General features: G+C 67.1%; 27 protein-coding genes, 1 tRNA gene and 1 pseudogene. 20 read left to right on the forward strand and 9 right to left on the reverse strand.

All coding sequences use genetic code 11. The features are described 5' to 3' along the window. Nucleotides 1-17 precede the first annotated feature (17 nt). The 3 genes from J5M86_RS05500 (at nucleotide 18) to J5M86_RS05510 (ending at nucleotide 5039) form a co-directional block, all read left to right on the forward strand. On the forward strand, nucleotides 18-1868 hold the full coding sequence (locus tag J5M86_RS05500; protein WP_188060213.1) for a long-chain fatty acid--CoA ligase: 1851 nt from the start codon (nucleotides 18-20) through the stop codon (nucleotides 1866-1868). A 150-nt stretch (nucleotides 1869-2018) separates the two neighbouring features. After that, the gene (locus J5M86_RS05505; RefSeq protein WP_188060214.1) at nucleotides 2019-3974 is read left to right on the forward strand and encodes a TIGR03960 family B12-binding radical SAM protein; all 1956 of its coding nucleotides are present in this window, start codon (nucleotides 2019-2021) and stop codon (nucleotides 3972-3974) included. Between the two features lie 54 nt (nucleotides 3975-4028). Next, nucleotides 4029-5039: a hypothetical protein gene (locus J5M86_RS05510; RefSeq protein ID WP_188060215.1), complete on the forward strand. Its 1011-nt coding sequence runs from the start codon at nucleotides 4029-4031 to the stop codon at nucleotides 5037-5039. A gap of 42 nt (nucleotides 5040-5081) precedes the next feature. Here the strand turns inward: J5M86_RS05510 and J5M86_RS05515 are convergent, their stop codons facing one another. Both J5M86_RS05515 and J5M86_RS05520 read right to left on the reverse strand, forming a co-directional pair. Next, nucleotides 5082-6383, reverse strand: coding sequence for an MFS transporter (locus J5M86_RS05515; protein ID WP_188060216.1), 1302 nt, complete (start codon nucleotides 6381-6383; stop codon nucleotides 5082-5084). Nucleotides 6384-6446: 63 nt separating this feature from the next. Continuing rightward, nucleotides 6447-8171 (reverse strand): hypothetical protein, encoded by a 1725-nt coding sequence (locus J5M86_RS05520; RefSeq protein ID WP_188060217.1) that lies wholly within the window; start codon nucleotides 8169-8171, stop codon nucleotides 6447-6449. A gap of 104 nt (nucleotides 8172-8275) precedes the next feature. On the opposite strand from J5M86_RS05520, the gene J5M86_RS05525 reads away from it, so the two are divergent. The 15 genes from J5M86_RS05525 to J5M86_RS05595 all read left to right on the forward strand — a co-directional run bounded on the left by J5M86_RS05525 (nucleotide 8276) and on the right by J5M86_RS05595 (nucleotide 20742). After that, complete coding sequence (locus J5M86_RS05525; protein WP_188060218.1) at nucleotides 8276-8989, forward strand: TIGR03936 family radical SAM-associated protein; 714 nt, start codon at nucleotides 8276-8278, stop codon at nucleotides 8987-8989. 325 nt (nucleotides 8990-9314) lie between these two features. Beyond that, entirely contained in the window at nucleotides 9315-11996 is a 2682-nt protein-coding gene (locus J5M86_RS05530) for an Rne/Rng family ribonuclease (protein WP_188060219.1), read from the forward strand. A gap of 102 nt (nucleotides 11997-12098) precedes the next feature. Beyond that, nucleotides 12099-12407, forward strand: a complete 309-nt coding sequence (gene rplU, locus J5M86_RS05535) for a 50S ribosomal protein L21 (RefSeq protein ID WP_188060220.1) — start codon at nucleotides 12099-12101, stop codon at nucleotides 12405-12407. Between the two features lie 43 nt (nucleotides 12408-12450). Continuing rightward, a complete protein-coding gene (gene rpmA / locus J5M86_RS05540) occupies nucleotides 12451-12708 on the forward strand; it encodes a 50S ribosomal protein L27 (protein ID WP_188060221.1) in 258 nt (85 codons plus the stop codon). A 92-nt stretch (nucleotides 12709-12800) separates the two neighbouring features. Next, a complete protein-coding gene (obgE, locus tag J5M86_RS05545; RefSeq protein ID WP_188060222.1) occupies nucleotides 12801-14312 on the forward strand; it encodes a GTPase ObgE in 1512 nt (503 codons plus the stop codon). Then, nucleotides 14309-14680 carry a YrdB family protein gene (locus J5M86_RS05550; protein WP_188060223.1) on the forward strand — a complete coding sequence of 124 codons (372 nt, stop codon included), beginning with the start codon at nucleotides 14309-14311 and terminating at the stop codon, nucleotides 14678-14680. Before obgE ends, J5M86_RS05550 begins: the two co-directional genes overlap by 4 nt. Next, complete coding sequence (gene proB, locus J5M86_RS05555) at nucleotides 14677-15810, forward strand: glutamate 5-kinase (protein WP_188060224.1); 1134 nt, start codon at nucleotides 14677-14679, stop codon at nucleotides 15808-15810. The genes J5M86_RS05550 and proB overlap by 4 nt, the downstream gene beginning before the upstream one ends. Then, a complete protein-coding gene (locus tag J5M86_RS05560; protein ID WP_188060225.1) occupies nucleotides 15807-16628 on the forward strand; it encodes a DedA family protein in 822 nt (273 codons plus the stop codon). The genes proB and J5M86_RS05560 overlap by 4 nt, the downstream gene beginning before the upstream one ends. 193 nt (nucleotides 16629-16821) lie before the next feature. After that, nucleotides 16822-18108 carry a glutamate-5-semialdehyde dehydrogenase gene (locus tag J5M86_RS05565; protein WP_188060226.1) on the forward strand — a complete coding sequence of 429 codons (1287 nt, stop codon included), beginning with the start codon at nucleotides 16822-16824 and terminating at the stop codon, nucleotides 18106-18108. Between the two features lie 51 nt (nucleotides 18109-18159). Beyond that, complete coding sequence (locus J5M86_RS05570) at nucleotides 18160-18387, forward strand: hypothetical protein (protein ID WP_188060227.1); 228 nt, start codon at nucleotides 18160-18162, stop codon at nucleotides 18385-18387. Nucleotides 18388-18389: 2 nt separating this feature from the next. Beyond that, nucleotides 18390-18992, forward strand: coding sequence for a nicotinate-nucleotide adenylyltransferase (gene nadD, locus J5M86_RS05575; RefSeq protein ID WP_256433520.1), 603 nt, complete (start codon nucleotides 18390-18392; stop codon nucleotides 18990-18992). Further along, the gene (rsfS, locus tag J5M86_RS05580; protein ID WP_188060229.1) at nucleotides 18992-19384 is read left to right on the forward strand and encodes a ribosome silencing factor; all 393 of its coding nucleotides are present in this window, start codon (nucleotides 18992-18994) and stop codon (nucleotides 19382-19384) included. Before nadD ends, rsfS begins: the two co-directional genes overlap by 1 nt. Beyond that, entirely contained in the window at nucleotides 19381-20037 is a 657-nt protein-coding gene (locus J5M86_RS05585) for a histidine phosphatase family protein (RefSeq protein WP_188060230.1), read from the forward strand. The genes rsfS and J5M86_RS05585 overlap by 4 nt, the downstream gene beginning before the upstream one ends. Beyond that, nucleotides 20034-20558, forward strand: coding sequence for a DUF4442 domain-containing protein (locus J5M86_RS05590; RefSeq protein ID WP_188060231.1), 525 nt, complete (start codon nucleotides 20034-20036; stop codon nucleotides 20556-20558). The genes J5M86_RS05585 and J5M86_RS05590 overlap by 4 nt, the downstream gene beginning before the upstream one ends. Nucleotides 20559-20666: 108 nt before the next feature. Then, nucleotides 20667-20742: transfer RNA gene (locus tag J5M86_RS05595), tRNA-Ala, on the forward strand. Nucleotides 20743-20754: 12 nt separating this feature from the next. Here the strand turns inward: J5M86_RS05595 and J5M86_RS15390 are convergent. The 3 genes from J5M86_RS15390 to J5M86_RS05605 all read right to left on the reverse strand — a co-directional run bounded on the left by J5M86_RS15390 (nucleotide 20755) and on the right by J5M86_RS05605 (nucleotide 22080). Beyond that, on the reverse strand, nucleotides 20755-21048 hold the full coding sequence (locus J5M86_RS15390; protein WP_244328499.1) for a hypothetical protein: 294 nt from the start codon (nucleotides 21046-21048) through the stop codon (nucleotides 20755-20757). Nucleotides 21049-21060: 12 nt separating this feature from the next. Then, nucleotides 21061-21318 (reverse strand): hypothetical protein, encoded by a 258-nt coding sequence (locus tag J5M86_RS15395; RefSeq protein WP_244328500.1) that lies wholly within the window; start codon nucleotides 21316-21318, stop codon nucleotides 21061-21063. A gap of 93 nt (nucleotides 21319-21411) precedes the next feature. After that, complete coding sequence (locus J5M86_RS05605; RefSeq protein WP_188060232.1) at nucleotides 21412-22080, reverse strand: TetR/AcrR family transcriptional regulator; 669 nt, start codon at nucleotides 22078-22080, stop codon at nucleotides 21412-21414. A 68-nt stretch (nucleotides 22081-22148) separates the two neighbouring features. On the opposite strand from J5M86_RS05605, the gene J5M86_RS05610 reads away from it, so the two are divergent. Then, nucleotides 22149-22802, forward strand: coding sequence for a DUF4386 domain-containing protein (locus J5M86_RS05610; protein WP_188060233.1), 654 nt, complete (start codon nucleotides 22149-22151; stop codon nucleotides 22800-22802). Nucleotides 22803-22855: 53 nt separating this feature from the next. On the opposite strand, the gene J5M86_RS15400 is transcribed toward J5M86_RS05610, so the two are convergent. Both J5M86_RS15400 and J5M86_RS05620 read right to left on the reverse strand, forming a co-directional pair. Next, nucleotides 22856-23116, reverse strand: a complete 261-nt coding sequence (locus J5M86_RS15400) for a DNA cytosine methyltransferase (RefSeq protein WP_244328501.1) — start codon at nucleotides 23114-23116, stop codon at nucleotides 22856-22858. A 218-nt stretch (nucleotides 23117-23334) separates the two neighbouring features. Further along, a pseudogene (locus J5M86_RS05620) lies at nucleotides 23335-23662 on the reverse strand (transposase); the annotation flags it as partial. Between the two features lie 23 nt (nucleotides 23663-23685). Between J5M86_RS05620 and J5M86_RS05625 the strand changes: the two are divergent. Beyond that, entirely contained in the window at nucleotides 23686-24183 is a 498-nt protein-coding gene (locus tag J5M86_RS05625; RefSeq protein ID WP_188060234.1) for a hypothetical protein, read from the forward strand. A 10-nt stretch (nucleotides 24184-24193) separates the two neighbouring features. On the opposite strand, the gene J5M86_RS05630 is transcribed toward J5M86_RS05625, so the two are convergent. Continuing rightward, nucleotides 24194-24859 (reverse strand): trimeric intracellular cation channel family protein, encoded by a 666-nt coding sequence (locus tag J5M86_RS05630; RefSeq protein WP_188060235.1) that lies wholly within the window; start codon nucleotides 24857-24859, stop codon nucleotides 24194-24196. A gap of 51 nt (nucleotides 24860-24910) precedes the next feature. Further along, nucleotides 24911-26602 carry an ABC-F family ATP-binding cassette domain-containing protein gene (locus tag J5M86_RS05635; RefSeq protein ID WP_188060236.1) on the reverse strand — a complete coding sequence of 564 codons (1692 nt, stop codon included), beginning with the start codon at nucleotides 26600-26602 and terminating at the stop codon, nucleotides 24911-24913. Between the last annotated feature and the right edge of the window lie 29 nt (nucleotides 26603-26631).

A 26631-nucleotide genomic window follows, 5' to 3' on the forward strand; every position in this document is an offset into this window, starting at 1 on the left:
CGGAGGAGAAACAACCCATGCCCCTGATGTCCCTGCAGGACGAAAAGCCCGACTACTCAGTCATCGAGAACGCCGCACCGTCGGTTGCCGCGCTCTTTCTCGACCGAGTCGCCAAGACCCCTGACACCACTGCTTTCGAATTCCCGGATGCGCAGGAGAAGTGGCACAGCCTCACCTGGAAGCAGGTCGACGAACGGGCGCGCAACATCGCCGCCGGGCTGATGAGCCTCGGCGTGGAGATGGAAGACCGCGTCTCGATCGCCAGCGCCACCCGCGTGGAGTGGGCCATCACCGACCTCGGCATCATGCTCGCCGGTGCCGCGACCACCACGATCTACCCGACGTCCACGGTCGACGACACACTCTTCATCGTCAGCGACTCCGCCAGCAAGGTCGTCTTCACCGAGGAGGAGAAGCACAACCAGATTCTCCGCGACGGCCGTGACGCGATCCCCTCGGTCGTGAAGGTCGTGACCTTCGGCGGCAAGTCGGACGGCGACTGGGTGATCTCCCTGGACGAACTGGAAAAGCTGGGCGCTGCCTACCTGGCCGAGCACTCCGGAGCGATCGAGGAGCGCGTCGAGAAGATCAAGCCCTCCGACCTCGCCACCCTCATCTACACCTCGGGCACCACCGGTCGCCCCAAGGGTGTGCGCCTGCCGCACCGTGCCTGGACCTACGAGGCGGCCGCGGTCGACTCCACCAACCTGCTCGGCCCCGACGACAAGGCCTTCCTGTGGCTGCCCTTGGCGCACGTCTTCGGCAAGGTGCTCCTCACGCTCCCGCTGCAGATCGGTTTCACCACTGCGATCGATGGTCGGGTCGACAAGATCGTCGAGAACCTCCCGATCGTGAAGCCGGTGTGGATGGGCGCGGCTCCGCGCATCTTCGAGAAGGTCTACGGACGCATCTCGATGATGATGCGCGACGAGGGCGGCGTGAAGGCCAAGCTGTTCGACTGGCACTCCGGCACCGCCGACCGCGTCTCGACGGCGAACGCCGAGGGCAAGAAGCTGGGCCTGGCCACCTCGATGCAGCACAAGATCGGTGACGCGATCATCGCCAAGAAGATCCGTCAGCGTTTCGGTGGCAACATCAAGTTCTTCATCTCCGGTTCGGCGGCGCTCAACCACGACGTCGCCAAGTGGTTCGACGGCATGGGCATCCCGATCCTCGAGGGTTACGGCCTTACCGAGACCAGCGCGGCGACCTTCGTCAACCGTCCCTACTCCAACGTTCCCGGCACGGTCGGCTGGCCGCTGCCCGGCACCGAGGTCAAGATCGCCGAAGACGGCGAGATCCTCGTCAAGGGCCCCGGCGTGATGCAGGGCTACCGCGGTCTGGACGACGTCACGGCCGAGGTGCTGACGGCCGACGGTTGGTTCCACACCGGCGACATCGGTGAGCTCACCCCGCGTGGCCACCTGCGGATCACCGACCGCAAGAAGGACCTCTTCAAGACCTCCAACGGCAAGTACGTCGCGCCGAGCCAGATCGAGGCGACCTTCAAGGGCATCTGCCCCTTCGCCTCACAACTGGTGGTCGAGGGTGACGGTCGGAAGTTCGTCTCTGCCTTGATCACCTTGGACGAGGACTCCATCAAGGAATGGGCCCAGGCTCACTCCAAGGAACTCAAGGACGCCGATTACCGGACGATCGTCACCTCCGACGAGGTGCGCACGATGGTCCAGGGTTACGTCGACGAACTCAACTCCGGCCTGTCCCGTTGGGAGCAGATCAAGCGGTTCATCATCCTGCCGCGTGATCTGTCGATCGAGGATGGCGAGATCACTCCGAGCCTGAAGCTCAAGCGCAAAGTTGTGGTGCAGAAGTACAAGGACGACCTGGACGGTCTCTACCAAGACTGATCTGCGCTCGCGAAGGGTCCGTGCCGCTCCCCGGCGGCACGGGCCCTTCGTCACTTCCACGGTTCCCGCAGCTACCGCTCGACCCCATGGATGCCTGCAGACGCCCTGAGATGTTCGACGTGGTCCGCCGACTGACCTACTCTGGAGTTCATGTCTGGCGAGTCTTTCTTCCACGATCTCGAGCCGTTGCTGGAGAAGGTGTCCAAACCGATCCAGTACGTCGGTGGCGAGTTGAACAGCCAGAGCAAGGATTGGCACTGCGGGGGTCATGGCCCCGGCGGTGAGGAGCTCACCGTGCGTTGGGCACTGATGTACCCCGACGCCTACGAGGTCGGGCTTCCCAACCAGGGCGTCATGATCCTCTACGAAGTGCTCAACGAGCAGCCGAACGCGCTGGCCGAACGCACGTACGCGATGTGGCCCGACATGGAAGCGCAGTTGCGCGAGCACGGCTTGCCGCAGTTCACCGTCGACGCCCACCGCAACGTCCGCGAGTTCGACGTCTTCGGGTTGTCCTTCTCCACCGAGCTCGGCTACACCAACATGCTCACGGCGCTCGACCTTGCCGGCATTCCGCTGCACGCTGCCGACCGCTGCGATGACGACCCGATCGTTCTCAGCGGCGGTCACGCGTCGTTCAACCCAGAGCCCATTGCCGACTTCATCGACGCCGCCGTGGTCGGCGACGGCGAGGAGGCGGTGCTCGCGATCACCAAGCACATCGCCCAGTGGAAGGCCGAGGGCCGTCCCGGTGGCCGCCGCGAGATCCTGCTGCGACTGGCTCGCACCGGCGGGGTGTACGTGCCGGCCTTCTACGAGGTCGACTACCTGCCCGACGGCCGCATCAAGCGCGTCGCTCCGTCGCCCGATGCCCCGGGCGTCCCGTGGCGGGTGTCGAAGCACACCGTCATGGAACTCGACGAGTGGCCCTATCCCAAGCAGCCGTTGGTGCCTCTGGCAGAAACGGTCCACGAGCGCATGTCGGTGGAGATCTTCCGCGGCTGCACGCGCGGTTGCCGTTTTTGCCAGGCGGGCATGATCACCCGTCCGGTGCGGGAGCGCTCCATCACCGGTATCGGCGACATGGTCGAAAAGGGTTTGGCCGCAACGGGATTCGAGGAGGTTGGTCTGCTTTCGCTCAGCTCGGCCGATCACACCGAGATCGCTGATCTCACCAAGGGGCTCGCTGATCGTTACGAAGGCACCCAGACCGGCCTCTCGCTGCCGTCGACCCGTGTCGACGCCTTCAACATCGACCTGGCCAACGAACTCACCCGTAACGGACGTCGTTCGGGACTGACCTTCGCTCCCGAGGGCGGCTCCGAGCGCATCCGCAAGGTGATCAACAAGATGGTCACCGAGGACGACCTGATCAACACCGTCGCGGCCGCGTACGGCGCAGGCTGGCGCCAGGTGAAGCTCTATTTCATGTGCGGGCTGCCGACCGAGACCGACGAGGACGTCCTGCAGATCGCCGAGCTCGCCAAGCGGGTCATCGAGACCGGACGTCAGGTCAGCGGGCGACGCGACATCCGCTGCACCGTGTCGATCGGTGGCTTCGTGCCCAAGCCGCACACCCCGTTCCAATGGTGTGGGCAGTTGGGTGCGCAGGAGACCGATGCACGCCTGACCAAGTTGCGCGAGGCGATCCGCGCCGACAAACGGTACGGCTCCTCGATCGGCATGCGCTACCACGACGGTCAGCCCGGCATCGTGGAAGGCCTGCTGTCGCGCGGTGACCGCCGCGTCGGCCGCATCATCGAGGCCGTGTGGCGCGATGGTGGCCGGTTCGACGGATGGAGCGAGCACTTCTCCTACGAGCGCTGGATGCGTTGTGCCGAGCAGGCGCTGGAGGCATACCCGGTCGACGTCGCGTGGTACACCACCCGCGAGCGGGGCGAGACCGAAGTGTTGCCCTGGGACCACCTCGACTCCGGCCTCGACAAGGAATGGCTGTGGGACGACTGGCAGGACGCTCTGGACGAGACCGAGGTCGACGACTGCCGCTGGACGCCATGCTTCGACTGCGGTGTCTGCCCGCAGATGGGCACCGAGATCCAGATCGGCCCGACCGGGAAGAAGCTGCTGCCGCTGTCGGTGGTCTGACCCGGCCCGAGCAGTGGTTTGATTCGGCCTGTGTCGACAACCATTCCGCGCCCCGTGATGCAGCGTGACCTGCGGGTCGACGTCCTTCGATTCGTAGCGCTGGTATCGATGTTCGTCGCGCACTGTGCCCCGGCCTCACCGATTCAGAAGGTGACGCAGCTGTCCGAATTTCTCACCGCTGCGCTCTTCGCGATGCTGGTCGGCATGGGCAGTGCGCTGGCGTGGTCACGGCGCCGTTCGGTGGCCTCGTTCGTGACGGCGTCCGCGATCCGAGGAGCCGTCCTGATCGGAATCGCCGCGTACATCGACGACTGGGGCGCCCACATCGTCATCGTGCTCGCCTTCCTCGGCGTGCTGACCTGGGTGTGTGCGCTCACCGTCGCGCTGCCCTCGGTGGTGCTCGCGACGGCCGCGGCCGCGCTGGCCCTGTCAGCACCCTGGTTGCAGGACCACTTCCGCGCCGATTGGATACGGCAGGCAATGACCGGACATCACACCCGCGCATGGATGTACGAACTCACGGTCACGGGCCCGTATTACCGTGTCGCAGCGATGCTGGTGTGGGCCTTCGCCGGCATGCTGCTGGTGCGGTACTTCGTGCTGCGCAGTGATCGGCAGCGCTGGCTGATGCCGCTCGCCCTCGGGGCCGGACTGGCAATGGCTGCCATGTTCGTGCTCAACCAGGCAGGACTCTTCGCGCTGGAGCCGTACGACGGCCGGACGGCGAGCCTGATCTTCAACGGCGTGCTGGCGGCGCTGGCCAGTGCGGTGGTGCTGCGTTGGTCGCCCTCCCTACCGGGTGCCCTCGAGCGGGTACTGGCCACGACGGGTGCGATGACCCTGACGATGTACGTGCTGCAGATCGCCTGGTTGGCCTACTACGTCCGGGTGCTCCACCCTGGCAAGAGCGACGACACCTGGCTGAACGTTGTCGGGATGTCACTGGGCGCCATGGTGCTCGCGGCGGTCTGGCACGCGGTCGTGCGATGGCAGCCGTGGCGACGCGGACCGTTGGAAGGACCGGTCGACTTCGTCGTGCGCGCGGTGCAACGCGTCCTGCCCTGAACCAGCAGCTGATGCCAGGTGTGGGCCGAACGAGGAAGGGTCTCAGACCTGCAGCTCACCGACGGTGCTGTGCACTTCTTCGGTGTCACGGTCGGTGAGCTTGGTGCGCTTGGCCACGATGGTCGGACACACGGCGGCGGCCATGATGCACAGTGCCCCTGCGATGTAGAAAGCCATGTCGTAGGTGCCGCGGTCGTCCCGGATCCATCCCGCGAAGGACGCGGTGACGGCAGCGCCGAGTTGGTGGCTGGCGAACACCCAACCGAAGACGATCGGTGCCCGGTCACCGAAATGCTGTCGGCACAACGCCATCGTCGGCGGCACCGTGGCCACCCAGTCCAGTCCGTAGAAGAGGATGAACGCGAACATGTTCAGCTGCACCGAATCGGCGAAGAGCGACGGCAGCGCAAAGAGTGAGAGCCCGCGTCCGAAGTAGTAGAGCCCCAGCAACAGCCGCGGGTCGAAGCGGTCGGTGAGCCAGCCGGAGGCGATGGTGCCGATGATGTCGAAGATTCCGACCAGGGCCAAGAGGCCAGCAGCAGCCTGTTCGCCCATCCCGTGATCCATCGCGGCCGGGATGAAGTGGGTGCCGACCAGGCCGTTGGTGCTGGCACCGCAGATCGCGAAAGTGGCGGCGAGAAGCCAGAAAGCCCTGTGCCGCAGCGCATCTCGCAGGGTCGTCACTGCCAGTTTGGCGGCGTTGCCGACCGGCTTGGACGCCGGCGGAGCATCCTTGGCTGCGCCGTAGGCCTGCACCCCCAGGTCTTCGGGGCGGTTGCGCATGAAGAGCAGCACCAGCGGCACGGCACACCACGACGCGATACCGATCGTGGTCGAGGCCGAACGCCACCCCTGGTTGGTCGACAGCCACGCCATCACCGGCAGGAAGGCGAGTTGCCCGGTGGCGTTGGCGGCGCTGAGCACCCCGGAGACCAGTCCGCGGCGCTCGACGAACCAGCGTCCGGTGATGGTGGCCACCAATGACATCGAGATGGCTCCGGTGCCCAAGCCGATCAGGACTCCCCAACACGCGATGAGTTGCCACGGCTGCGTCATCCAGCGCGGCAGCACCGATCCCAGGCCGATGAGCACGAGTGCGAACACCATGACCGGGCGCACCCCGAACCGCTCCATGAGAGCCGCGGAGAAGGGGGCGACGAGGCCGAAGAGGATGAGGTTGATCGAGACGGCCGTGCCCATCAGGCCCATCGACCAGCCGAACTCGTCGTGCAAGGGGTTCATCAGCACGCCGGGAGCGGCCCGGAAGCCCGCCGAGCCCATCATCGTCAGCAGTGTGACGGCGGCGATGATCCAGGCAGGGTGGATCCGGGACGTGCGCAGCATCGCCGAAGTATCGAGCCAGCGAGGTCGCTGCGCAAAGGCCGTCTCACCGGCCCCGGTCGAGACTCAGCGTCGCGGGCAGACCACCAGGTCTTCGACGATGGTGGGCAGGCTGCGCGTGCAGTCGTAGTGCTGGCGCAGGGCCGACTGCAGTGCGGTCGGGGCGTGGTCCAGATCCATCCAGTCCGACTGCACGATCAACCAGCGCGGACGCGGATCGCTCACGCAGTCGAAGTTGTCGCTGTAACTGTCCATGGTCGTCACGAACGGGTGCCTACTGGCCCGCTGCAACCACTGCGGAGATGGATACGCACAGGTCGCGGGGAACGGCAGCAGCGCGGTGCGCCCGCCATAGGTGAGATAGAGCACCGGGACGTCAGGACCCCCGAGGCGGGAAGTCAGCCGGTCGACAGCCGCGCTGCGCGAGCGCAGCAGTGTAGCGAGCGCGTCCGCGTGATAGGGCGCTCGCGCGGTCGAGGTGGCGTTGACCGCACCTGAATAGGCCAGCGTGCTGGCCGGCAGAGTGCCCGCGAGCCCGAGGAGGCAGGCGACGGTAGGAGCCGCCCAGAGCAGCACGGGTCGCACCGGCTGATCACGACGGGACGACGCGCTGCCCGATTCTCTCCAGCGCACGGCAAGCACCGCCATGCCGAGGGCACTCACCCAGACGCCGATCGTCACCCAGGTGTTGGCTGCGTCCGCTGCCAGCGGAGGTTGGGTCATCACAGCCGCCGCGACCACGGCAACGGCTGCCGGACCGATGAGCAGCACAGCCCGCACCCGAGAATTCGCTCGAACCAACTGCACCGCCCACAGACCGGTGACCAGAATCGGCAGATTGGCGAAGTGATAGAGAAACCACTCGCCCTGCGCGTAGCCGCTCGCCAACGCGGTCACCACCAGCAATGCGCTCACGAGCGCGCGTTCACGTCGTTGCGCGCGTGTGGTCGCGGCGCTCATGTAGAGGGCGATCACCGCTGGGCCAGCCACCAGCACAGGGCTCACCACCGACTTGTTGGTCAGCGCGAAGAGCAGATCGCCCAGGTCCGAGAGCCGGGGCATGCGGTGGATGGGGGAGTCGTGCACAAGCGCTGCCTGGTCGCCGAACCACATCCACTCGATCGGCTGGACGATTCGGTACAGGACGAACCACACACCCGAGACGAAGGTGCCGACCAAAGCCGCGCCCACTGCCCGGCGACGATCGACCAACCACAGCAGCACCACGACGGTCGCGGCGAACGCAGCGGTGGAGAGTTTCATCGTCGCAGTGAGGCACAGCAGGGTGCCGCCGAGGATCCACCCGAGTCGTTCGGCACGGGGGAGTAGAGCCGCCGCGAAGGCGCAGACCGCAACGACGGCAGCCACCCAGTCGGGCTCCAAGACATCCCATTTCGGCGCGAACGCCAGTGCCGCAGAGACGGCGCTGGCGACGACCGCGGCGGACCTGGTGGAGGACCACCGACGAAGGGCGACGAAGAGCAGCAGCGTCACCAGGAGCAGTGCGAGCAGGCTGAGCAGCAGGATGCGTCGGTGGGTGGCGTAGTCGATCGCCGCTGAATCAGCCGGTGCGCTGAGGTGCAACAGGCCCATCACGAGCTTGTACGTGTACGGGCGGGCGATGAAGATCTCATCGAATGGCACCCCGCCGGCGAGTGCGTGTCGCAGCCCGCCGAGCGCGTAGAGCACGTCGCCGTTCAGCAGCTCATTGCGACGCAGCAGACCCGCCAGTGCAGTGGGAAGCAGAAGCAGCAGCCCGACCAGCGAACCGTCACCGCGCAGCATCCTCACTGCACGGACCCTAAGCCCCAGGCCGGTGGAGTGCCCGACGGCTCGTCGCAGCAGGCACCTCGTCGTCCGGCGGCGTCGGCTGCCAGGGCCTACAGTTGTCGACCATGGCCAAGCGCGTTCCTGAGGGTCCTCCACCAGCACCGGTGGTGCAGCGACTCCGTCTGCAGTACGCCAAGCGCGGCCGGCTGCGCTTCACCTCCTCCCGTGATTTCCAGCGTGCGCTGGAGCGGGCGATCCGCCGAGCTCAGATCCCGATTGCCTTCTCGGCCGGATTCCACCCGCACCCACGGATCAGTTACGCCAACGCGGCGGCTACCGGCACCGCAAGCGAGGCGGAGTTCTTCGAGCTCGCACTGCAGCGTGAGTGTGATCCCGAGCAGGTGCGGGTCGCGCTGGACGAAGCCCTCCCGGAAGGACTCGACATCGTCCGGGTTGTCGTCGCCGGCGCGGGTTCGCTCGCGGACGGCCTGCAGGCCAGCTCCTGGAAGCTTGAGTTCGAGGGCGTGGCCTCCGGCGAACTTGCACGTGCTGTGTTGAGGCTGATGCAGCAGGAACGCGTCGAGGTGACCCGCATGATGAAGTCGGGGCCGCGCACCTTCGACGTTCGGTCTGCGATCCGCCACGCCGACGTGCAGGGTGCGCAACTGCTGATGACCCTGGAGCACACGACCCCGGCTGTCAGGCCCGACGACGTCCTCACCGCGTTGCGGCAAGCTGCTGCGTTCGAACCACAGCGTTCGCCGCTGGTCACCCGGCTCGAGCAAGGCGTGCTCGACCAGGACGCCCAACTGCTCGACCCGCTCGCTGCCCGCGACTGAATCGCGCGACCCGCACGTGAGGTGCTGTGCACCGTTGATCAGATAGAGGGTGTGCGATACTCGTTCACGGTCACGCTGTCCGCCACACCGGCGCCGTGCCCCATCGAGAGCACGAGACGATGTGCCCCGCGAGAGCGCGCATCAGCCCGTTCCACCGATGGCATCGTGGGCAGTGCCGCGCAAAGCGCGAGCTGTTCGCCGATGTAACAGTCGACTTCCGAGTCGCGCCTCCGGGCGACGACGGCCGAACCGCGAGATGCGGGGCGTCGAGGTGAATACCTCCGCGGTGTGGGTCGCTTCGCACCCATAACTCCAAAGGAGGGCCATGGGCCCCCAGCACGACGAACCCGGCAATCTTTTCTCCGAACCGGTCATCGAACAGCAACCGGCCGCGCAGGATGGCGCCGACGCAGCATCACCCGCGCCGGCACTCCAAGCACCGATGTCCTTCGGGCTGCTTTTCCAGACCCCTGATCTCCAGGTGCGGGCGCCCCGGCGTTCAAGCGTGGAGGAACAGCGTGCGCAGTTGGACGACAACACCGACGACGCATCGCAGGAGTCGGACGACAGCAGCGACCAGGGCGACGACAACGACGAGCAGAGCAGTGGCAACCGCTCCCGTCGCCGCGGCGGCCGCGGCCGCCGCACCCGCAACGACAACGCAGACAGTTCGGACAGCTCGGGCAACTCGGACAACTCGGGCAAGGCCGGTGACTCCGGTGCCGACCGGCAGACGGCCGACGGCGGCAAGACCGAGACCGGTGACGCTGACGATGCCTCGAAGTCCGGTGAGTCCGACCGCTCAGGCGATGACGACTCCGACGACGACGGCGACTCCGGCGATGCAGGGAGCCGCCGCCGCACCCGCCGCCGTCGGCGCAGCGGAAGCGGTCCCGACAGCGACGACCCGCCCGGCACCGTCACCAAGGTGCGCGAACCGCGTCCGCAGCGTGACGAGGTCACCGCCATCAAGGGCTCCACCCGTCTGGAAGCCAAGAAGCAGCGACGCCGGGAGGGCCGCGAGGCCGGACGCCGTCGCACCTCGATCACCGAGGCCGAGTTCCTCGCCCGCCGCGAGAGCGTTGATCGCGTCATGGTGGTGCGTGAGCGTGACGGCCGCACCCAGATCGGTGTGCTCGAGGACGGCATCCTCGTCGAGCACTACGTTTCCCGCGAGACCCAGCAGGCCTCAATGGCGGGCAATGTGTACCTCGGTCGGGTGCAGAACGTCCTGCCGAGCATGGAAGCCGCCTTCGTCGACATCGGTCGCGGACGCAACGCCGTGCTCTACGCCGGTGAGGTCAACTGGGACGCCGCGGGCCTGGACAACCAGCCCAAGCGCATCGAGCACGCTCTGTCCTCGGGCGAGAGTGTGCTGGTGCAGGTGACCAAGGACCCCATCGGTCACAAGGGCGCCCGCCTCACCTCGCAGATCTCGCTGCCGGGTCGATTCCTGGTCTACGTGCCGGGCAACGCCATGACGGGAATCTCCCGCAAGCTGCCTGACAACGAGCGTGCGCGACTGAAGAAGATCCTCAAGGAGATCGTGCCGGCCGACGCCGGTGTGATCGTCCGCACCGCCGCGGAGGGCGCCAGCGAGGAAGACCTCAAGGCTGACATCGAGCGCCTGCAGAAGACGTGGGAGCAGATCCAGAAGAAGAGCAAGACCGCCTCGGCGCCCTCGCTGCTGCACGGCGAGCCCGACCTCACGCTGCGGGTGATCCGCGATGTCTTCAACGAAGACTTCAGCAAACTGGTCGTCGCCGGTGACAAGGCATGGGACGACGTCTCGGGCTACATCGGAAGCATCGCGCCCGACCTGGAGCCGCGGCTGGAGAAGTGGACCGGCGAGACCGACCTGTTCACCGTGCACCGCGTCGACGAGCAGCTGGCCAAAGCCCTCGACCGCAAGGTCTGGCTGCCCTCCGGCGGTTCGCTGGTCATCGACCGCACCGAGGCGATGACGGTCATCGACGTCAACACCGGCAAGTTCGTCGGCTCCGGCGGCAACCTCGAGGAAACCGTCACCCGCAACAACCTGGAAGCAGCCGAGGAGATCGTCCGGCAGCTGCGCCTGCGCGACATCGGCGGCATCGTTGTCGTCGACTTCATCGACATGGTGTTGGAGTCGAACCGCGACCTGGTCGTCCGCCGACTGTTGGAGTGCCTGGGCCGCGACCGCACCAAGCACCAGGTCGCCGAGGTCACCTCGCTCGGGTTGGTGCAGATGACCCGTAAGCGGGTCGGCAGCGGACTGTTGGAGATCTTCTCCGAGCCCTGCGTGCACTGCGACGGGCGAGGCGTGATCGTGCACGGTGCACCGGTCGAGAAGTCCGGCGGCAACAACGGTGGCGGGTCGTCCCAGCAGAGCAACAGCGGCAACAGCAGCGGTCAGAATGGCGGCTCGGGCAACCGTAAGAGCCGGCGTGGACGCCGCGGTGACGACGCCGCTGAGCAACAGCATCAGCCGTCCGGTCCGACCGCCGCTCAGATCGCCGCCGCCGCCCACGCGGCAGCCAACAAGAAGGCCGAAGCGGCAGCTGAGTCCGAGTCCGACGAGGAGTCGGCTGCCGGGGCGGATGTCTCGGCAGATCAGGCTCCGGCGGCAGTGACCGAGTCGGTCGTCGCCGATGCGCCCGAGCAGAAGTCGCACCAGCCGGCGAGCACGAAAGCCGAGCCGCCGGCCGAAGTCACCGTCGAGCCCGAGGTCGTCGCACCGGCGATCCCGGTCGTCGAACCGCCCGCCCCCAGGCGTCGTGGTTCGCGTCGTGCGGGTTCGCCCTCGGTCGCACCCACCAGTGCGCCTGAGCCCGTCGAGGTGCCCAAGACGGTCGTCGCGGGTGAGGTCAAGGCAGCCGAAGCCGCCGACTCCACCGCGGCCAGTGCATCGCCGTCTCCGCAGGGGCCTGCAGCCGCGGCGCCCACGCGCCGTCGTCCCCGGCGGGCCCGTGTGGTCTCGCCGGCCGGCCCTCCGGCGAATTTGGACGAGCCCACACCCGACCGGTAAAGTTGACCCTCGGTGTGCCCACCGAGCCGACGTCCCGCAAGGGGTAGCTGTTGGCCGGTTCAGACAGAGCGAGTGCGCCAAGACGTGAAAGAGAGTTCCGACGTGTACGCGATTGTTCGCGCAGGCGGTCGCCAGGAGAAGGTCTCCGTGGGCGACGTGCTGATCATTGACAAGGTGGCCGTGAAGGCCGGCGAGTCCATCGAACTGGCGGCTCTGCTGCTGGTCGACGGCGACAAGGTGACCTCCGACGCCGAGAAGCTGGCGAAGGTTTCGGTCAAGGCCGAGGTCGTCGAGGCCGCCAAGGGTCCGAAGATCACCATCATGAAGTACAAGAACAAGACCGGTTACAAGAAGCGTCAGGGCCACCGTCAGCCGCTGACCCGCGTGAAGGTCACCGCGATCGAGGCCTGAGCCTCGTCATTCGCGTCCAACAAGGATCAGGTAGGTATCAGACATGGCACACAAGAAGGGTGCGTCTTCGACCCGCAACGGTCGCGACTCCAACGCCCAGCGTCTTGGCGTGAAGCGTTTCGGCGGCCAGCTCGTCGGCGCCGGTGAAATCATCGTGCGTCAGCGCGGCACGCACTTCCACCCGGGTGAGGGTGTCGGTCGCGGTGGCGACGACACGCTGTTCGCCCTGGTGCCGGGTGCGGTGCAGTTCGGCACCAAGCGCGGACGCAAGACCGTCAACATCGTCCAGTCCGAGGCCTGAATCAGGCTTCGCACCGACATTCGTCCAGGGTGGGTCCGACCGGTTCGGGCCCGCCCTGTTCGTTTCATATCCAGGTAGTGAGGAAGGCAGCGATGGCCACGAATTTCGTCGACCGTGTCGTGCTGAGTGTGAGCGCGGGCAAGGGCGGCCACGGTGTCGCGTCGGTCCACCGTGAGAAGTTCAAGCCGCTGGGAGGCCCGGACGGCGGTAACGGCGGGCGTGGCGGCGATGTCGTCCTTGAGGTCGACCCGCAGGTCACCACGCTGCTGGAGTACCACCACACGCCACACCGCAAGGCGACCAACGGCAAGCCGGGCGCCGGCGACGAACGCAACGGCGCCGACGGCCAGGACCTCGTGCTGACCGTGCCCGAAGGCACCGTGGTGAAGAGCCGCGACGGTGAGACCCTTGCTGACCTCGTCGGCGCAGGCACGCGGTTCGTCGCGGCCCGCGGCGGACGCGGCGGTCTGGGTAACAAGGCGCTGGCCTCGCCGCGCCGCAAGGCCCCCGGGTTCGCGCTGTTGGGGGAGCCGGGTGAGGAGATCGATCTCGTCCTCGAACTCAAGACGCTGGCCGATGTCGCGCTGGTCGGTTATCCCTCCGCCGGCAAGTCGTCGCTGGTGTCGGTGATGTCTGCCGCGAAGCCGAAGATCGCCGATTACCCCTTCACCACGCTCGTGCCGAACCTCGGTGTCGTCACTGCAGGCTCCGAGCGGTACACCATCGCCGACGTCCCCGGCCTGATCCCGGGAGCCAGCCAGGGCAAGGGCCTTGGCCTGGAGTTCCTGCGCCACGTCGAGCGCTGCACCGTGTTGGTGCACGTGATCGACTGCGCCACCCTCGAATCCGACCGCGACCCGATGAGTGACCTCGACGTCATCGAGCACGAGTTGTCCGAGTACGTGCCCGACGCCACCCTCGGTGGCAAGCCGCTCTCCGAGCGCACCCGCATCGTGGTGCTGAACAAGGCGGACGTGCCCGACGCCCTCGAACTCGCCGAATTCGTCAAGCCCGACCTCGAAGCACGCGGCCTCGAAGTGCACATCGTCTCGGCCGTGGCTCACAAGGGACTCAAGGAGTTGTCCTTCTCCTTGGCCAAGCACGTGGCCCAGGCTAGTGCAGAGATCGAGGCGAACGTCGAGGAAACGCGAATCGTCCTGCGCCCCAAGGCTGTTGACGACGCAGGCTTCCGGATCAAGAAGGAAGGGCCCGCTGGCGACCCGGTCTTCCGGGTGGTGGGGGAGCGGCCCACCCGCTGGGTGCGGCAGACCGACTTCACCAATGACGAGGCCGTGGGCTACCTCGCCGACCGGCTGGCCCGGCTCGGCGTCGAGGAGGAGTTGTTCAAGGCCGGCGCCGTGCCTGGCTCGACCGTCCTGATCGGCCCGTCGGAAAACGCCGTCGTCTTCGACTGGGAGCCCACGCTGCAGGCAGGTGCCGAACTGCTCGGCGCGCGTGGCACCGACCTGCGGCTGGAGGAGCAGTCACGGCCCACCCGTGCGGAGAAACGCGAAGACTTCCATGCGCGCAAGGACGCGCAGCGCGAAGCCCGTGAAGAGCTCTGGACCGAGCGGGACGCCGGAGTCTGGACTGAGCAGGAGTGACTTCGCAACAGGGCACGAAGTGGTGGCTGCTCGCGGCCTTGGCCTTCGCCAGTGAAATCGCGCTGCTGATTGCGGCAGGCGTAGCGGCGAAGCGACTGTCCGAGCCGCGCTCCTGGGCACTCGCCGCAGCCTGGGGAGCAGTTGTGATCGTCGGTGCGATCTGGATGCGCTGGATGTCGCCCAACTCCGCCCATCGGCTCCCCGAAGCCGGACGAGTGTTGCTGGGCTGCGCGCTGTTCATCACGGTCGGGTTGACCCTTGGGTACACCGGTGGACCGTGGGGTCCATTGCTGGCGATTGCCGGCTGTGCGGTGACCGTCGTCGCCCAGCCCGCCCTCGGTCAGCAACGCCTAGGCTTCACCTCGTGAGTTCCGACCTCCGCCAGGCCGTCCGTACGGCACACCGGGTCGTTGTGAAGGTCGGCTCCAGCTCGCTGACCCATGGCGGTGGCGGACTCGACGCAGAGGCCGTAGCCGGTCTGTCCGACGTCCTGGCGCAGCGTCGGCTCGCGGGATCGGACGTCGTGCTGGTCTCCTCCGGTGCGATCGCTGCCGGCCTCGCGCCGCTCGGGCTGGCCTCGCGTCCGCGCGACCTCGCCACCCAGCAGGCAGCGGCGAGTGTGGGCCAGGGTGCGTTGGTCGCGGCCTATTCCGCCGCGTTCGCCCGGCACGCCCTGGTGGTGGGTCAAGTGCTGTTGACCAGCGACGACGTGACCCGCCGCGGGCACTACACCAATGCCAAGCGCACCTTTGAGCGGCTCTTCGCGATGGGCGCCGTTCCGGTCGTCAACGAGAACGACACCGTGGCCACCCACGAGATCCGTTTCGGTGACAACGACCGGCTTGCGGCCCTGGTCGCGCATCTGATCAATGCGGATGCGCTCGTGCTGCTCTCCGACGTCGACGCCCTCTACGACGGCCCGCCCAGCCGGGAAGGCACGCGACGTATTGGCGAAGTGCTGGATGACAAGCAACTCGACGAGATCGAGATCGGCGGCACCGGCTCGGGCGTGGGCACCGGTGGCATGGCCACCAAGGTGGAGGCTGCGCGGATCGCCACCGGTGCAGGCATCACCACCGTCCTCACCAGCGCCCCCAACGCCGCCGCAGCCCTGGCCGGAGACGCAGTCGGCACGGTCTTCGCGCCGCACCGGCGGACTCGCCGAGCCCGCCACCTGTGGCTCGCCCACGCCACCACGCCACGCGGACGACTGGTGCTCGACGACGGCGCGGTGGCAGCTGTCACCCAGCGCGGGAAGTCGCTCCTGCCGGCCGGGATCCGCTCCGTCGCAGGCAAGTTCGACACCGGCGATGCAGTCGACCTGTGCGACCTTGAGGGCAACGTGGTCGCGCGCGGCCTCGTGAACTACGACTTCCACGACCTGCCGCTGCTGCTCGGGCGGGGCACCAAGGAGCTCGCGGCGACGTTGGGCCCCGAGTACGAACGTGAAGTGATCCATCGCGACGACCTGGTCGTGCTGCGAAAGGCAACCCGATGACCGATCCGGATTCCCGGACGTCCGACAACATTCCGCCGGTGCACGGCTCCACGGCCGTCCCGACCGGCGCCGACGCCGAACCAACTGCGGCTGAGGAAGCTGCAGCAGAGGCAGAGGTCGACCCGCCACACAAGGAATGGTGGGAGGACCAACGCCTGCCGTGGCAGGGTGCTCCACGCAAGGTCGACAAGCAGTGTTGGGCGGCCATCGCGCTGCTCGGCGTCTACGGCATGGTGCTCCTGCCGCTGCGGCCGATCCTGCTCGGACTCGACTCCTACGTCCTGGCGACGGTCACCGGGTCCAACATCGCGATGGCCGACATCGGCGCGAAGGCGGCCACCGGGCCCGAACCCTGGTGGTGGGTGGCCCTGCTGGTGGCTGCGGCGACCTCGGTGAAATTCGACTGGATCTTCTGGTGGGCCGGCAAGCTCTGGGGTCGCGGCATCATCGAGGTGATGGCCGGACGCTCCAAGTGGGCTGCTCGCACCGGCGCTGCGGCTGAACGCCTGGCGCGCAAGTTCGGCGGACCGGCCATCTTCCTCGCGTGGTTCATCCCGTTCCTGCCGGGTGCCATCGTCGCTGCGTTCGTCGGTGACGTCGGCATGCGGCTACGTCGGTACATGCTCATCGACTTCTTCGCCGCCCTCTGTTACCGGGGCCTGTGGATGTACCTCGGCTATCAGATTGGGGAGCCTGCCAAGGATCTCGTCAAGGTGATCGCCAAGTACGCCAACTACTTCGCCATCGCGATGCTGGTCTTCATCGTGGTCGGCACCTTCATCCGCACGCGCCGGGAACAGCAGGCGAAGGCAAGCTGAGATAAGAGTTGCTGACCACGCGGTTTCGCGGCGCCCGTGAGTTCCTTCCTGACCGCCTCGCTGGCTGAGCCTGCTGGTCAAACGCCCGTCGCGGGGGTGCTGCGGCGGATCGAACGCGCACAGGCCAGCAAGGTCGGGCCGACATCCCTGGACGCGCTGACGAGGGCGTTCGGCTCGGATCTACTCTCATTCCATGAGTACGACCGCGCCCTCGCACGCCCAGAGTTCGACCGAACGCGTCCACGCCGCCGGGCTTCGCGCCCGTGAGGCGAGCAAGCAGCTCGCGCTGCTCACCCGCGCGCAGAAGGACGCCACGCTCGTCGCGCTCGCCGATGCGTTGCGTGCCGCCAACGATCGCATCGTCGACGCCAACGCAGACGACATCGCTCGCGGCCGGGACGGCGGGATGACCGAAAGCCTGCAGGACCGGCTACGGCTCACGCCGGAGCGGGTCGCCTCGATCGCGCAGGCGCTGCAGGACGTCGCCGCGCTGCCCGACCCGGTGGGTGAGGTCGTGCGTGGTTCGACGCTGGCCAACGGCCTGCAGATCCGGCAGGTGCGGGTGCCGATGGGCGTCGTGGGAATGGTCTACGAGGCACGTCCCAATGTCACCGTCGACGCCGCTGGACTCGGTCTGAAGAGCGGCAACGCGATGATCCTGCGCGGTGGCTCGGCGGCCGCGTCGAGCAACGCCGTGATCGTCGAGGTGCTGCGTAGCGCCCTGGCGGAGCGTGGGCTACCGGCCGACGCCGTCCAGCTGCTCGACGGCGGACACGAGGATGTCGAAGCGCTCATCACCGCGCGCGGCCTGGTCGACCTCGTCATCCCGCGCGGTGGCGCCCAACTCATCCAGACCGTCGTGCTCGGCGCGACGGTGCCGGTCATCGAGACCGGCATCGGCAATGTGCATGTCTACGTCGATGCCGCGGCCGACCTCGACATCGCCCGCGCCATCACCGTCAACTCCAAGACCCACCGGCCCAGCGTGTGCAACGCCGCCGAAACTCTGCTGGTGCACCGCGCGGTCGCGCCCGCCTTCCTGCCCAGCGCGCTCGCCGAACTCAGTCGGGCCGGGGTGCGCCTCTACCTGGACGAGCAGGCCCGGGTCGTGGCCGGCGAGGTGCCTTTCGAGGCGGCGACCGACGAACACTTCGCCACCGAGTTCCACGGACTGGAGATGAGCGTCGGTGTCGTCGATTCGGTGGGCACCGCGATCGCGCACATCGATCGCTTCGGCAGTAAGCACACCGAGGTGATCGTGACCGCTGACCGGGCAGCCGCACGGGACTTCGTGGCACAGGTCGACGCCGCCGTGGTGATGGTCAACGCCTCGTCACGGTTCACCGACGGTGGAGAGTTCGGATTCGGCGCCGAGATCGGCATCTCGACCCAGAAGTTGCATGCCCGCGGGCCGATGGCGTTGGCCGAACTCACCAGCACCAAGTGGATCGTCGAGGGTGACGGTCAGGTTCGTGGCTGACGGCGACGACACCCCGACGTCCTGCACGCCGCAGGCGGTAGGGTGGCCCTCATGACGTCGCGTGTTCTGGCCTTTGCTGCCGAGGAAGTGCCACCCCTGCACCACAACGAACTTCCGATGCCGCACTGGATGTACGGTGCCATCGCTCTGGCGGTGTTCATGTTGATGTTCGGCGTGCTCTGGTCCTTCCGCAACACCGCGCCGAAGATGAGTGAGCAGCACGATGCACACGGCTCCCAGCACGCGCACGGCTCGGACGTCGAACGGCCGGGTCACTGACCATCCGCCTGGGGGTGATGGGCGGCACCTTCGACCCCATCCACCACGGCCACCTCGTGGCCGCGAGCGAAGTGCAATCGCAACTCGACCTCGACGAGGTCGTCTTCGTGCCCACCGGGCAGCCGTGGCAGAAGGCGGGTCGCGAGGTCGCGCCCGCCGAGCACCGCTACCTGATGACCGTGATCGCCACCGCGTCCAACCCGCGGTTCACCGTCAGCAGGGTCGACATCGACCGTCCTGGGCCCACCTACACCCTCGACACCCTCACCGACCTGAAGAAGCAACGGCCCGACGCCGAACTGTTCTTCATCACCGGAGCCGACGCACTGTCACAGATCGTGTCGTGGAAGGGCGTCGACCAGATGTGGGATCTCGCCCACTTCATCGGCGTCACGCGTCCCGGCCACGAACTGTCGGACAAAGGGCTCCCCAAGGACAAGGTGACGCTCAAGGAGGTGCCCGCCATGGCGATCAGCTCGACCGATTGCCGCGAGCGGGTGCGTGACGGCGACCCTGTCTGGTATCTCGTGCCGGACGGCGTCGTCCAGTACATCGGCAAATATCAGCTGTACCAGCCCGACGGGCCACAGCTGCAGGAGGATTAGTGACCGCCACACCCGAGGCGATCGAACTCGCACAGCTGGCTGCACGAGCAGCCGATGAGTTGCAGGCATCGTCGATCATCGCGATGGATGTCAGCGACCAGCTCGCTCTGACCGACGTGTTCGTCGTGGCTGCGGCCGACAACGAACGCCAGGTCGACGCCATCGTTGATGCGGTCGAGGATGCGCTGCTGGAGCGCCAGGTGAAGCCGGTGCGCCGTGAAGGCCGCGGCCAAGGACGCTGGGTGTTGCTCGACTTCGGCGACATCGTCGTGCACGTGCAGCACGAGGAGGAGCGTGAGTTCTACGCGCTCGAGCGGTTGTGGCGTGACTGCCCGACCATCGACCTCGCCCTGCCGGCTGCTGCCGAACCCGAAGCAACCGAAGGCGCATGAGCACCCCGACGCCGGGTGCCTCCGAACGCATGATGCGCGCAGCGCAGCCCAAACGGCTGATCGTCCTGCGGCACGGTCAGACCACCCACAACGCCGGTGGCATCTGGCAGGGGCAACTCGACACCGAGCTCTCGCCGACCGGAGTCGAGCAAGCACAAAAGGCTGCGGCGGCTCTGGCCACCAGGCAGCCCCAACTCATCTGGTCCAGCGACCTTCGTCGCGCCGCCGCGACCGCCGACGCGCTCGCGCGGACGACCGGCGTGGACGTGCAGCACGACCGACGGCTGCGTGAGATCAACGTCGGCACCTGGCAGGGGTTGTCCTCGCAGGAGGTACGCGAGCGATACGGCGACGAGCTCGACGCCATCGCCGGTGGACAGGACGTGCGCCGCGGCGAGACCGGAGAGACGCTCGGCGAAGTGCGCGATCGCATGCTCGAGGCGACCCACGAACTCATCCAGCTCCTCGCCCCAGGCGCCCTCGGTGTCATCTCCACGCACGGCGCCGCGGGTCGCGCCCTGGCCGCTGGGCTGGCCGGAATCGACCCGCAGCAGGCGTGGCTGGGACTCGCCGGGCTGCACAACTGCCATTGGGTCGAACTCGTCGAGGGGGAGCACGGCTGGCGTATCGAGAGGTGGAACGCACACGCATGAGCAAGCCCGACAAGACCTCCCGCCACGGCGAGCGTCGCCGCTTCAGCCCGAGCATGTTGCGGCGGGGCATGAACCTCTACCCGCCGTTCCTCGGCATGGGCCTACGCGTCAAGGAGTTCAGCGACGACTGGACCGTCTGCCGCGTCGAACTGAAGCTGACACGTTTCAACCGCAATCAACAGGGCACAGCCTTCGGTGGCTCGATCGGCGCGATGTCCGACGCCTTTCACGCACTGCTGCTCATGCACCAGCTCGGCACCGACTACCACGTCTGGGACAAAGCCGCTGAGATCGAGTACGTCAGCCCCGGCATCGGCACGGTCTACGGACGCTTCGAAGTATCGCCGGAGATGGCCGAGGCGATTCGCGCCGAGGCAGCCGGCGGAGACAAGGTGCTTCCGTGGTTCGAGACCGAGCTGACGCGGGCCGACGGCACCGTTGTCGCACGCGTCCGTAGGCAGTTGTACGTGCGCAAGAAGAAGTCGGTCACCGAGCGCGAACGCGCCGACTTCACCGGCTGAGCGGCCCTCCTCATCGCCCGAATCGGCAACAGCCCGACTCGATTTGGTCTCTTGGCCCGGTGATGGCTAAGCTAACGCAGTCGTCCGATGGGCGGCACACCCAAATACGGGGCTATGGCGCAGTTGGTAGCGCGCTTCCATGGCATGGAAGAGGTCAGGGGTTCGAATCCCCTTAGCTCCACCAGAAGGTCGTTGTTCAACCGCCGACATCAGCGGTTTGAGGTCCAGATTCCGCCGTCCGCTCCTTGTAGTGGACGGCGCGGGTCTGCCACTCGGGGTTGAAGAACGCGTTGAACGGTTCCCCTGGCTCTCCGGCCACGTGCCCCAGCTCGCCGAGGATGCGCAACGGACGATCGGCCTCGTCTCCCTGCAGGAACACCACGTTGATCCACCGCGACGGCATCGCTTCCTCGACGGCGGGTTCGGGATGCCACGCGATCCGCCCCGCCGCGACGAACCCTTCCGCGAGCCGGTCGTAGGCCTGATCCACCAGACGCGCCGACTACCGCAGCTCCTCCGCCGTGGCGAGAGAGTCGCGGACTCCGGCTGCGTGGTCGCCGTCGTCGTGGAACGCGTGCGCGGCCTTCCGCTCGTGAAGGTCAGCGAGCTGCTCCAGCACCTGGCGCAGCGAGCGTATCCCCGAGGACAGGTCACCGATCACCCCGTACATCTGCGCGGGCTGGTCGAACGTGCGGCTCCCGTGCGCGAGCCCCCGCAGCGCCTCGGACGCCTCAGCGGCGGAATCGAAGAACGTGGGCATGGCGTGCCTCCTGACAATGGTGGTGTCAGTGAGGTACGCGACCGCCCGCCGGAATCTTCGGCGTGCGTCGTCGCTCAGTTGGGTCGTTCGACCCTAGACCGAGGACCACCCGCTCAGGTGGAGTCGCTCGAATCCGTCGAGCATGAGGTCGAGGGCGAAGGCGAACTCTGCGTCGTCGTCGCAGTTGCTGCCGGTGTGGGGGGCGGTGGATGCCATCCTCATGATGGACGGGTACGAGCTGGTGAATGCGGCGACGGCCTTTGCGCGTTCATCTGGATCGTCCGGCGCTACCGGGGTTGGCAGGACGTCGCGGGTGAAGCCCCACATTCGCGTGCTGAGGGTGTGCATCGCATGATGGACGAGGTCGGCGCTGAGTCCACCGTCGAACATGATCGACATCAGGCCATCCATGTAGGCAAGCACCGGGGGGCTCGCCAAGGTGCGGGTCTCGATGGCCTCTTGAGCCCAGGCGTGGGTGCTCATCGCCTGCCGCGCAGCAAGGATTCGTGCCCTCAGCCGGTCTGTCCAGTGGCTCCCGTCGGGGGTGGTGCCACCGACCTGCTCGACGAGGTGGTCCACCATCAGGTCGAGGAGTTGGTCGCGTCCTGCCACGTGCTTGTAGAGCGCCATCGCGGTGACCCCGAGCGAGTCTGCAAGGCGGCGCATGCTCAGACCCGAGAGGCCCGACTCGTCGGCAATGGCGAAGGCGGCTCGCACGATGCCCTCCCGGTCGAGGCGTTGCCGATTGCTCGCTCTTGACATGTATACAGCGTACACCTACGCTCGATGTCAAGTATACGCCGTATACCGTTTGGCTGATCGGAGCTCACATGGACACGACGAACCTGCGCCATGCGCGCCTCGCCGGCATCCTCTACCTCGTCACCCACGTCACCTCCGTGGGTGCCGTAGCGGTATACGGACTCTCTCTGTCGTCTCTGGGCATCCGGATGGGTGTGCTGCTGGAGTTCGTGCTCGCGCTCGGTTGCGTCGGTACCGGGCTCCTGCTTCTGCCGCTCTTGCGGCGGTATGGCGAGGTCCGCGCCTACGGCTTCGTCTTCCTTCGCGCTGTCGAGGCAGCGGTCATCCTGGCTGGAGCTCTCCCGATGCTGGTGCTCGCGTGGACGTGGGAGGGCGGCGACGCAGACGCCACGCTGGTCGGGCTCCATTCGGCGTCGTTCCTGGTCGGCCAGGGACTCATCATTGCCGTCAATACCCTCATCCTGGCGTCGCTGCTCCATGCATCGGGCGTGGTTCCCCGTGCCCTCGCGTATCTGGGCTTCGCTGGTGGCGGGATCGTGCTGGTCAGCGACATCGGTCAGCTCCTGGGAGCGATTCCCCTAAACGGCCCTGTCGCTGCTCTCTGCGCAGTCCCCATCTTCGTGTTCGAGATTTGGTTCGCCATCACCCTCATCATCGCCAGACGCTTCGCAATCGCAGGACCTCTCGCCACCACGAAGAGCATGGATGTGCTTCCGGCATGACCGATCACGCGGCACTGAATCTGTAGCTGCGTTCGGGCCGTCGCTCGATGGAGTCACACCCGACGGCAGAGCGGCACCCCAGCAGCCGTGAACGCAGCGGCGTGGACATGTCGGTCTCCTTCTACTGGTGGCCGCGTCGCTGGGGAGGACAGCAGCCCGCGGACGTTCTCGATGGCGACCCATTCGGGTTGGAGTGCGTCGATGGCTTCGGCCATGTGCGCCCAGAGGCCCGAGCGGGTGCCGGGTGCGGGGCCTGCGCGTTTGCCGACGGTGGATACGTCTTGGCATGGGAATCCGCCGATGAGGATGTCCACGGGCTCGATCTCGTGCCAGTTGATGATGGTGATGTCGCCGAGGTTCGGGACGCCGGGCCAGTGGCAGGGAGAAGACGCAGGCGACGGGTTCGTTGAGTTCAGAGAACCACACGGTTTCGGCGTTGAAGACGTGTTCGACGGCGAGGTCGAGGCCGCCGTAGCCGCTGAACAGCGACCCGATCTTGAGTCGTAGCGGCTGGTCTTCCTGGTCGTGCATGAGCCACGACCGATGTGAGGGCTTGCTCGGCGCGGCGGTGGCGCTCCAGCAGCCAGCCGGGGAACATGCTGCCCTCACGTAGCTTCGGGATCGCGACTTCCAGGGTCCCGACCCGGGTGTCAAGGTCGCGGTGTCGGTACCCGTTGCGGGAGTTCGTACGGTCGGTGTCCACGGGTGCCGTACTCGGCACCACAGACACTGTCGGCTTGGGAAGACAGCAACACGTTGATGAACGTGGACAGCATGTCCCGCATCAGATCCGGCGATGCCTGGGAGAGCTGTTCCTGCAGAAACCGTGCCGGGTCAATATCGTGGGGGTAGGCGGTCATCGTGTGCTCCTTCTTCGAGGTGGTTGTGGAAGATCTCTCGAAGAATCACCGGTGACCGCCGCTCACGTCATGAACGACACGGTCACCAACTCGTACACCACTCTGCTGGACTCAACTTCGCCGCGCTCGAGGAGATCCTCGACCTCGCGCCGGGCAGTCTGCTCGACCGGCTCGGGCCCTCGCGCCGTCCGGGGCCGGCGCTGGACGAGGTGAGCCTGTCGGCGCTCATCGACCTGCACCGACCCCTCATGGTCGGGGAGATGGCGGTGGTGGAGTACGAACTCAGCGTGCCGGACGCGCGCGGCCTCGACCACTACGGGCAGTACCTCCTGCGTCGGGTCAGCGAGGCGCTGGTGTGGGTGCGTTTCCACCCGGACGCGGCGCCGCCCCACTGCGAGGTCTTCCAGGACGCCGGATCCGGGGAGCAGGTCACGCGGGTCCACCTGGCGGGCACCCACGAGGCACACCACCGCCTCAGCGGGTTCGGGCCAGGATTCGTCGGTGTTCGCTGGTCGTGGTGAGGGTCTGTCCTCAGCGCTCGCGTGGGTAGCGTCGTCGGATCGCTCGCACGCCCTCTCGGGCCGACTCTCCCGGAAGACGCCAACCGCGGGCCTTGGCGACAACCACCATCGGCGCGCCGATCGCGGTCGCCGCGAGGATGCCGACCTCCGGGGTGACCAGACCGTTGAGCAGGATCGCCACGCCGCTGGCGATGATCGCGCAGGTCGCGTAGAGGGTGTTTCCGCCGAGGAATGCCGGACGTCTGGCGAGGACGATGTCCCGCACCATCCCGCCGCCGACTGCGGTGACCGTGCCCAGCAGGAGTGCAGGGAGCACGCCGAGGCCGAAGCCGAGCGATTTCTGGGTGCCGACCGCGGCCCAAGTGCCGAGGGCCAGTCCGTCGAACCAGGGGTAGATGCGGTTCCACAGGTCGCCCTCGAAACGCAGGACGAAGGCAACGGCCGCCGCGGCGATCGCCACGACGAGGTAGTACGGGTCGGTGAGAGCGACCGGCGTGCCCTTCTGCAGCAGGGTGTCGCGGATCAGACCTCCGCCGAGCCCGGAGAGGATCGCCAGCACCGCGAAGCCGACGGGGTCCAGACGCTCGCGACGGGCGATCTCACCGCCCAACAGGCCGTTCACTGCCACGCCGACCAGATCGACGACGCGAATGATGTCGCCGAGACTGTTGTCCACACCTGCTCCGTTCCGGGGCGTCCGTCGCCCGGGACGAGTGTGCCGTATTGGTCAGCGGGACCGCTGCACCCGGCCCTCGTCCCAGACCGGCTCAGGTGTCTCGTAGACCCGGCCGTCGGCGCCGAAGACGAGGTAGCGGTCGAAGCCGCGGGCGAACCAACGGTCGTGGGTCACGGCGATCACCGTGCCCTCGAACTGTGAGAGGCCGTCCTCGAGGGCTTCCGCCGAGTGCAGGTCGAGGTTGTCGGTCGGTTCGTCCAGCAGCAGCAGGGTTGCGCCGCTGAGCTCGAGCAGCAGGATCTGGAAGCGCGCCTGCTGACCGCCGGACAGTGATGTGAAGGTCTGTTCGCCGCTGCGCGCCAACTCGTACCGGTCGAGCACCCTGGACGCCTGCTCGCGCGGCATGCCTTCGCGGTGGTCGTCCCCGCGGTGGAGGATGTCGAGCAGCGTTCGTTCGTTGAGCGACTCGTGCTGGTGGGTCTGGGCAAACCAGCCGGGCCGGACGCGTGCCCCGAGACGGGCGTTGCCGGTGTGTTCGACCGGGGAGGGCGCTACATCGCCGACCGGTCGGTGCTCGACATCGGGATCGGAGCCGCCTCCGGCCAGCAGGCGCAGGAAGTGCGACTTGCCGGAACCGTTCGAACCCAGCACGGCGACCCGCTCGCCGTACCAGATCTCACAGTCGAAAGGCTTCATCAGACCGGTCAGTTCGAGGCGCTCACACACCACGGCTCGCTTGGCCGTGCGACCACCCCGCAGCCGCATCGTCACCTTCTGGTCGAAGGGCAGTGCCTCCGGCGGGCCGGCCTCCTCGAACTTGCTCAGGCGGGTCTGCGCGGCGTGGTAGCGCGGGGCCATCCCGTCGTTGTAGGCCGCCTTGATCTTCAGCGTCTGCACCAGCGTCTTCAGCTTGAGGTGCTCCTCGTCCCAGCGGCGACGCAGCTCCTCCAGGCGGGCGTTTCGATCGAGCCGGGCCTGGTGATAGGTCGTGAACGATCCGGGATGGATCCAACATGTGGCGCCTGCAGCCTGTGGTTCGAGTGTGGCGATGCGGGTTGCGACGGTGCTGAGCAGTTCCCGGTCGTGGCTGATGAAAAGCACCGTCTTGGGCGAACTCAGCAATTGCTGCTCGAGCCATCGTTTGGTGGGCACGTCGAGGTAGTTGTCCGGCTCGTCGAGCAGCAGCACCTCATCCGGACCGCGGAGCAGCGACTCCAGGACGAGCCGTTTCTGCTCGCCGCCGCTGAGGGTGTTGACGTCGCGCCATTGTGCCTTTTCGAAAGGCACCGACAGCGCTGCGATCGTGCAGACGTCTGCGGCCGTCTCCCATTCGTAACCACCGACTTCTGCCCAGTCGGCCAGCGCCTGGGCATAGGCCATCTGGTCAGCCTCGGTGTCGTGCTCCATGATCGCCAACTCGGTGCGATCGACCTCGGCGGCTGCCGATCGGATTGCCGGGGGAGCGACGGTGAGCAGTAGGTCTCGCACCGTCACCTGTGACCCGGCTCGGCCCACCTTGCCGATGAACTGCGGCATCACCCCGATGCGCCCGCTGCGGGTGATCGCCCCGTCGTGCGCGTCGAGCTCACCGGAAATGATGCGGAGCAGGGTCGTCTTGCCCGTGCCGTTCGGACCGACCAGGGCGACCTTTGCTCCTTCGCCCACGCGCAGATTCACGCCGCCCAGCAGCGGTCGTCCGTCCGGGAGGAAGTAGTCGATCCCGTTTGCTTCGATGTGTCCCACGAGAGCACAGCTTGGCCGATCACGGGAGC

It is taken from the genome of Yimella sp. cx-51 (assembly GCF_017654605.1).
Lineage (GTDB): Bacteria > Actinomycetota > Actinomycetes > Actinomycetales > Dermatophilaceae > Yimella.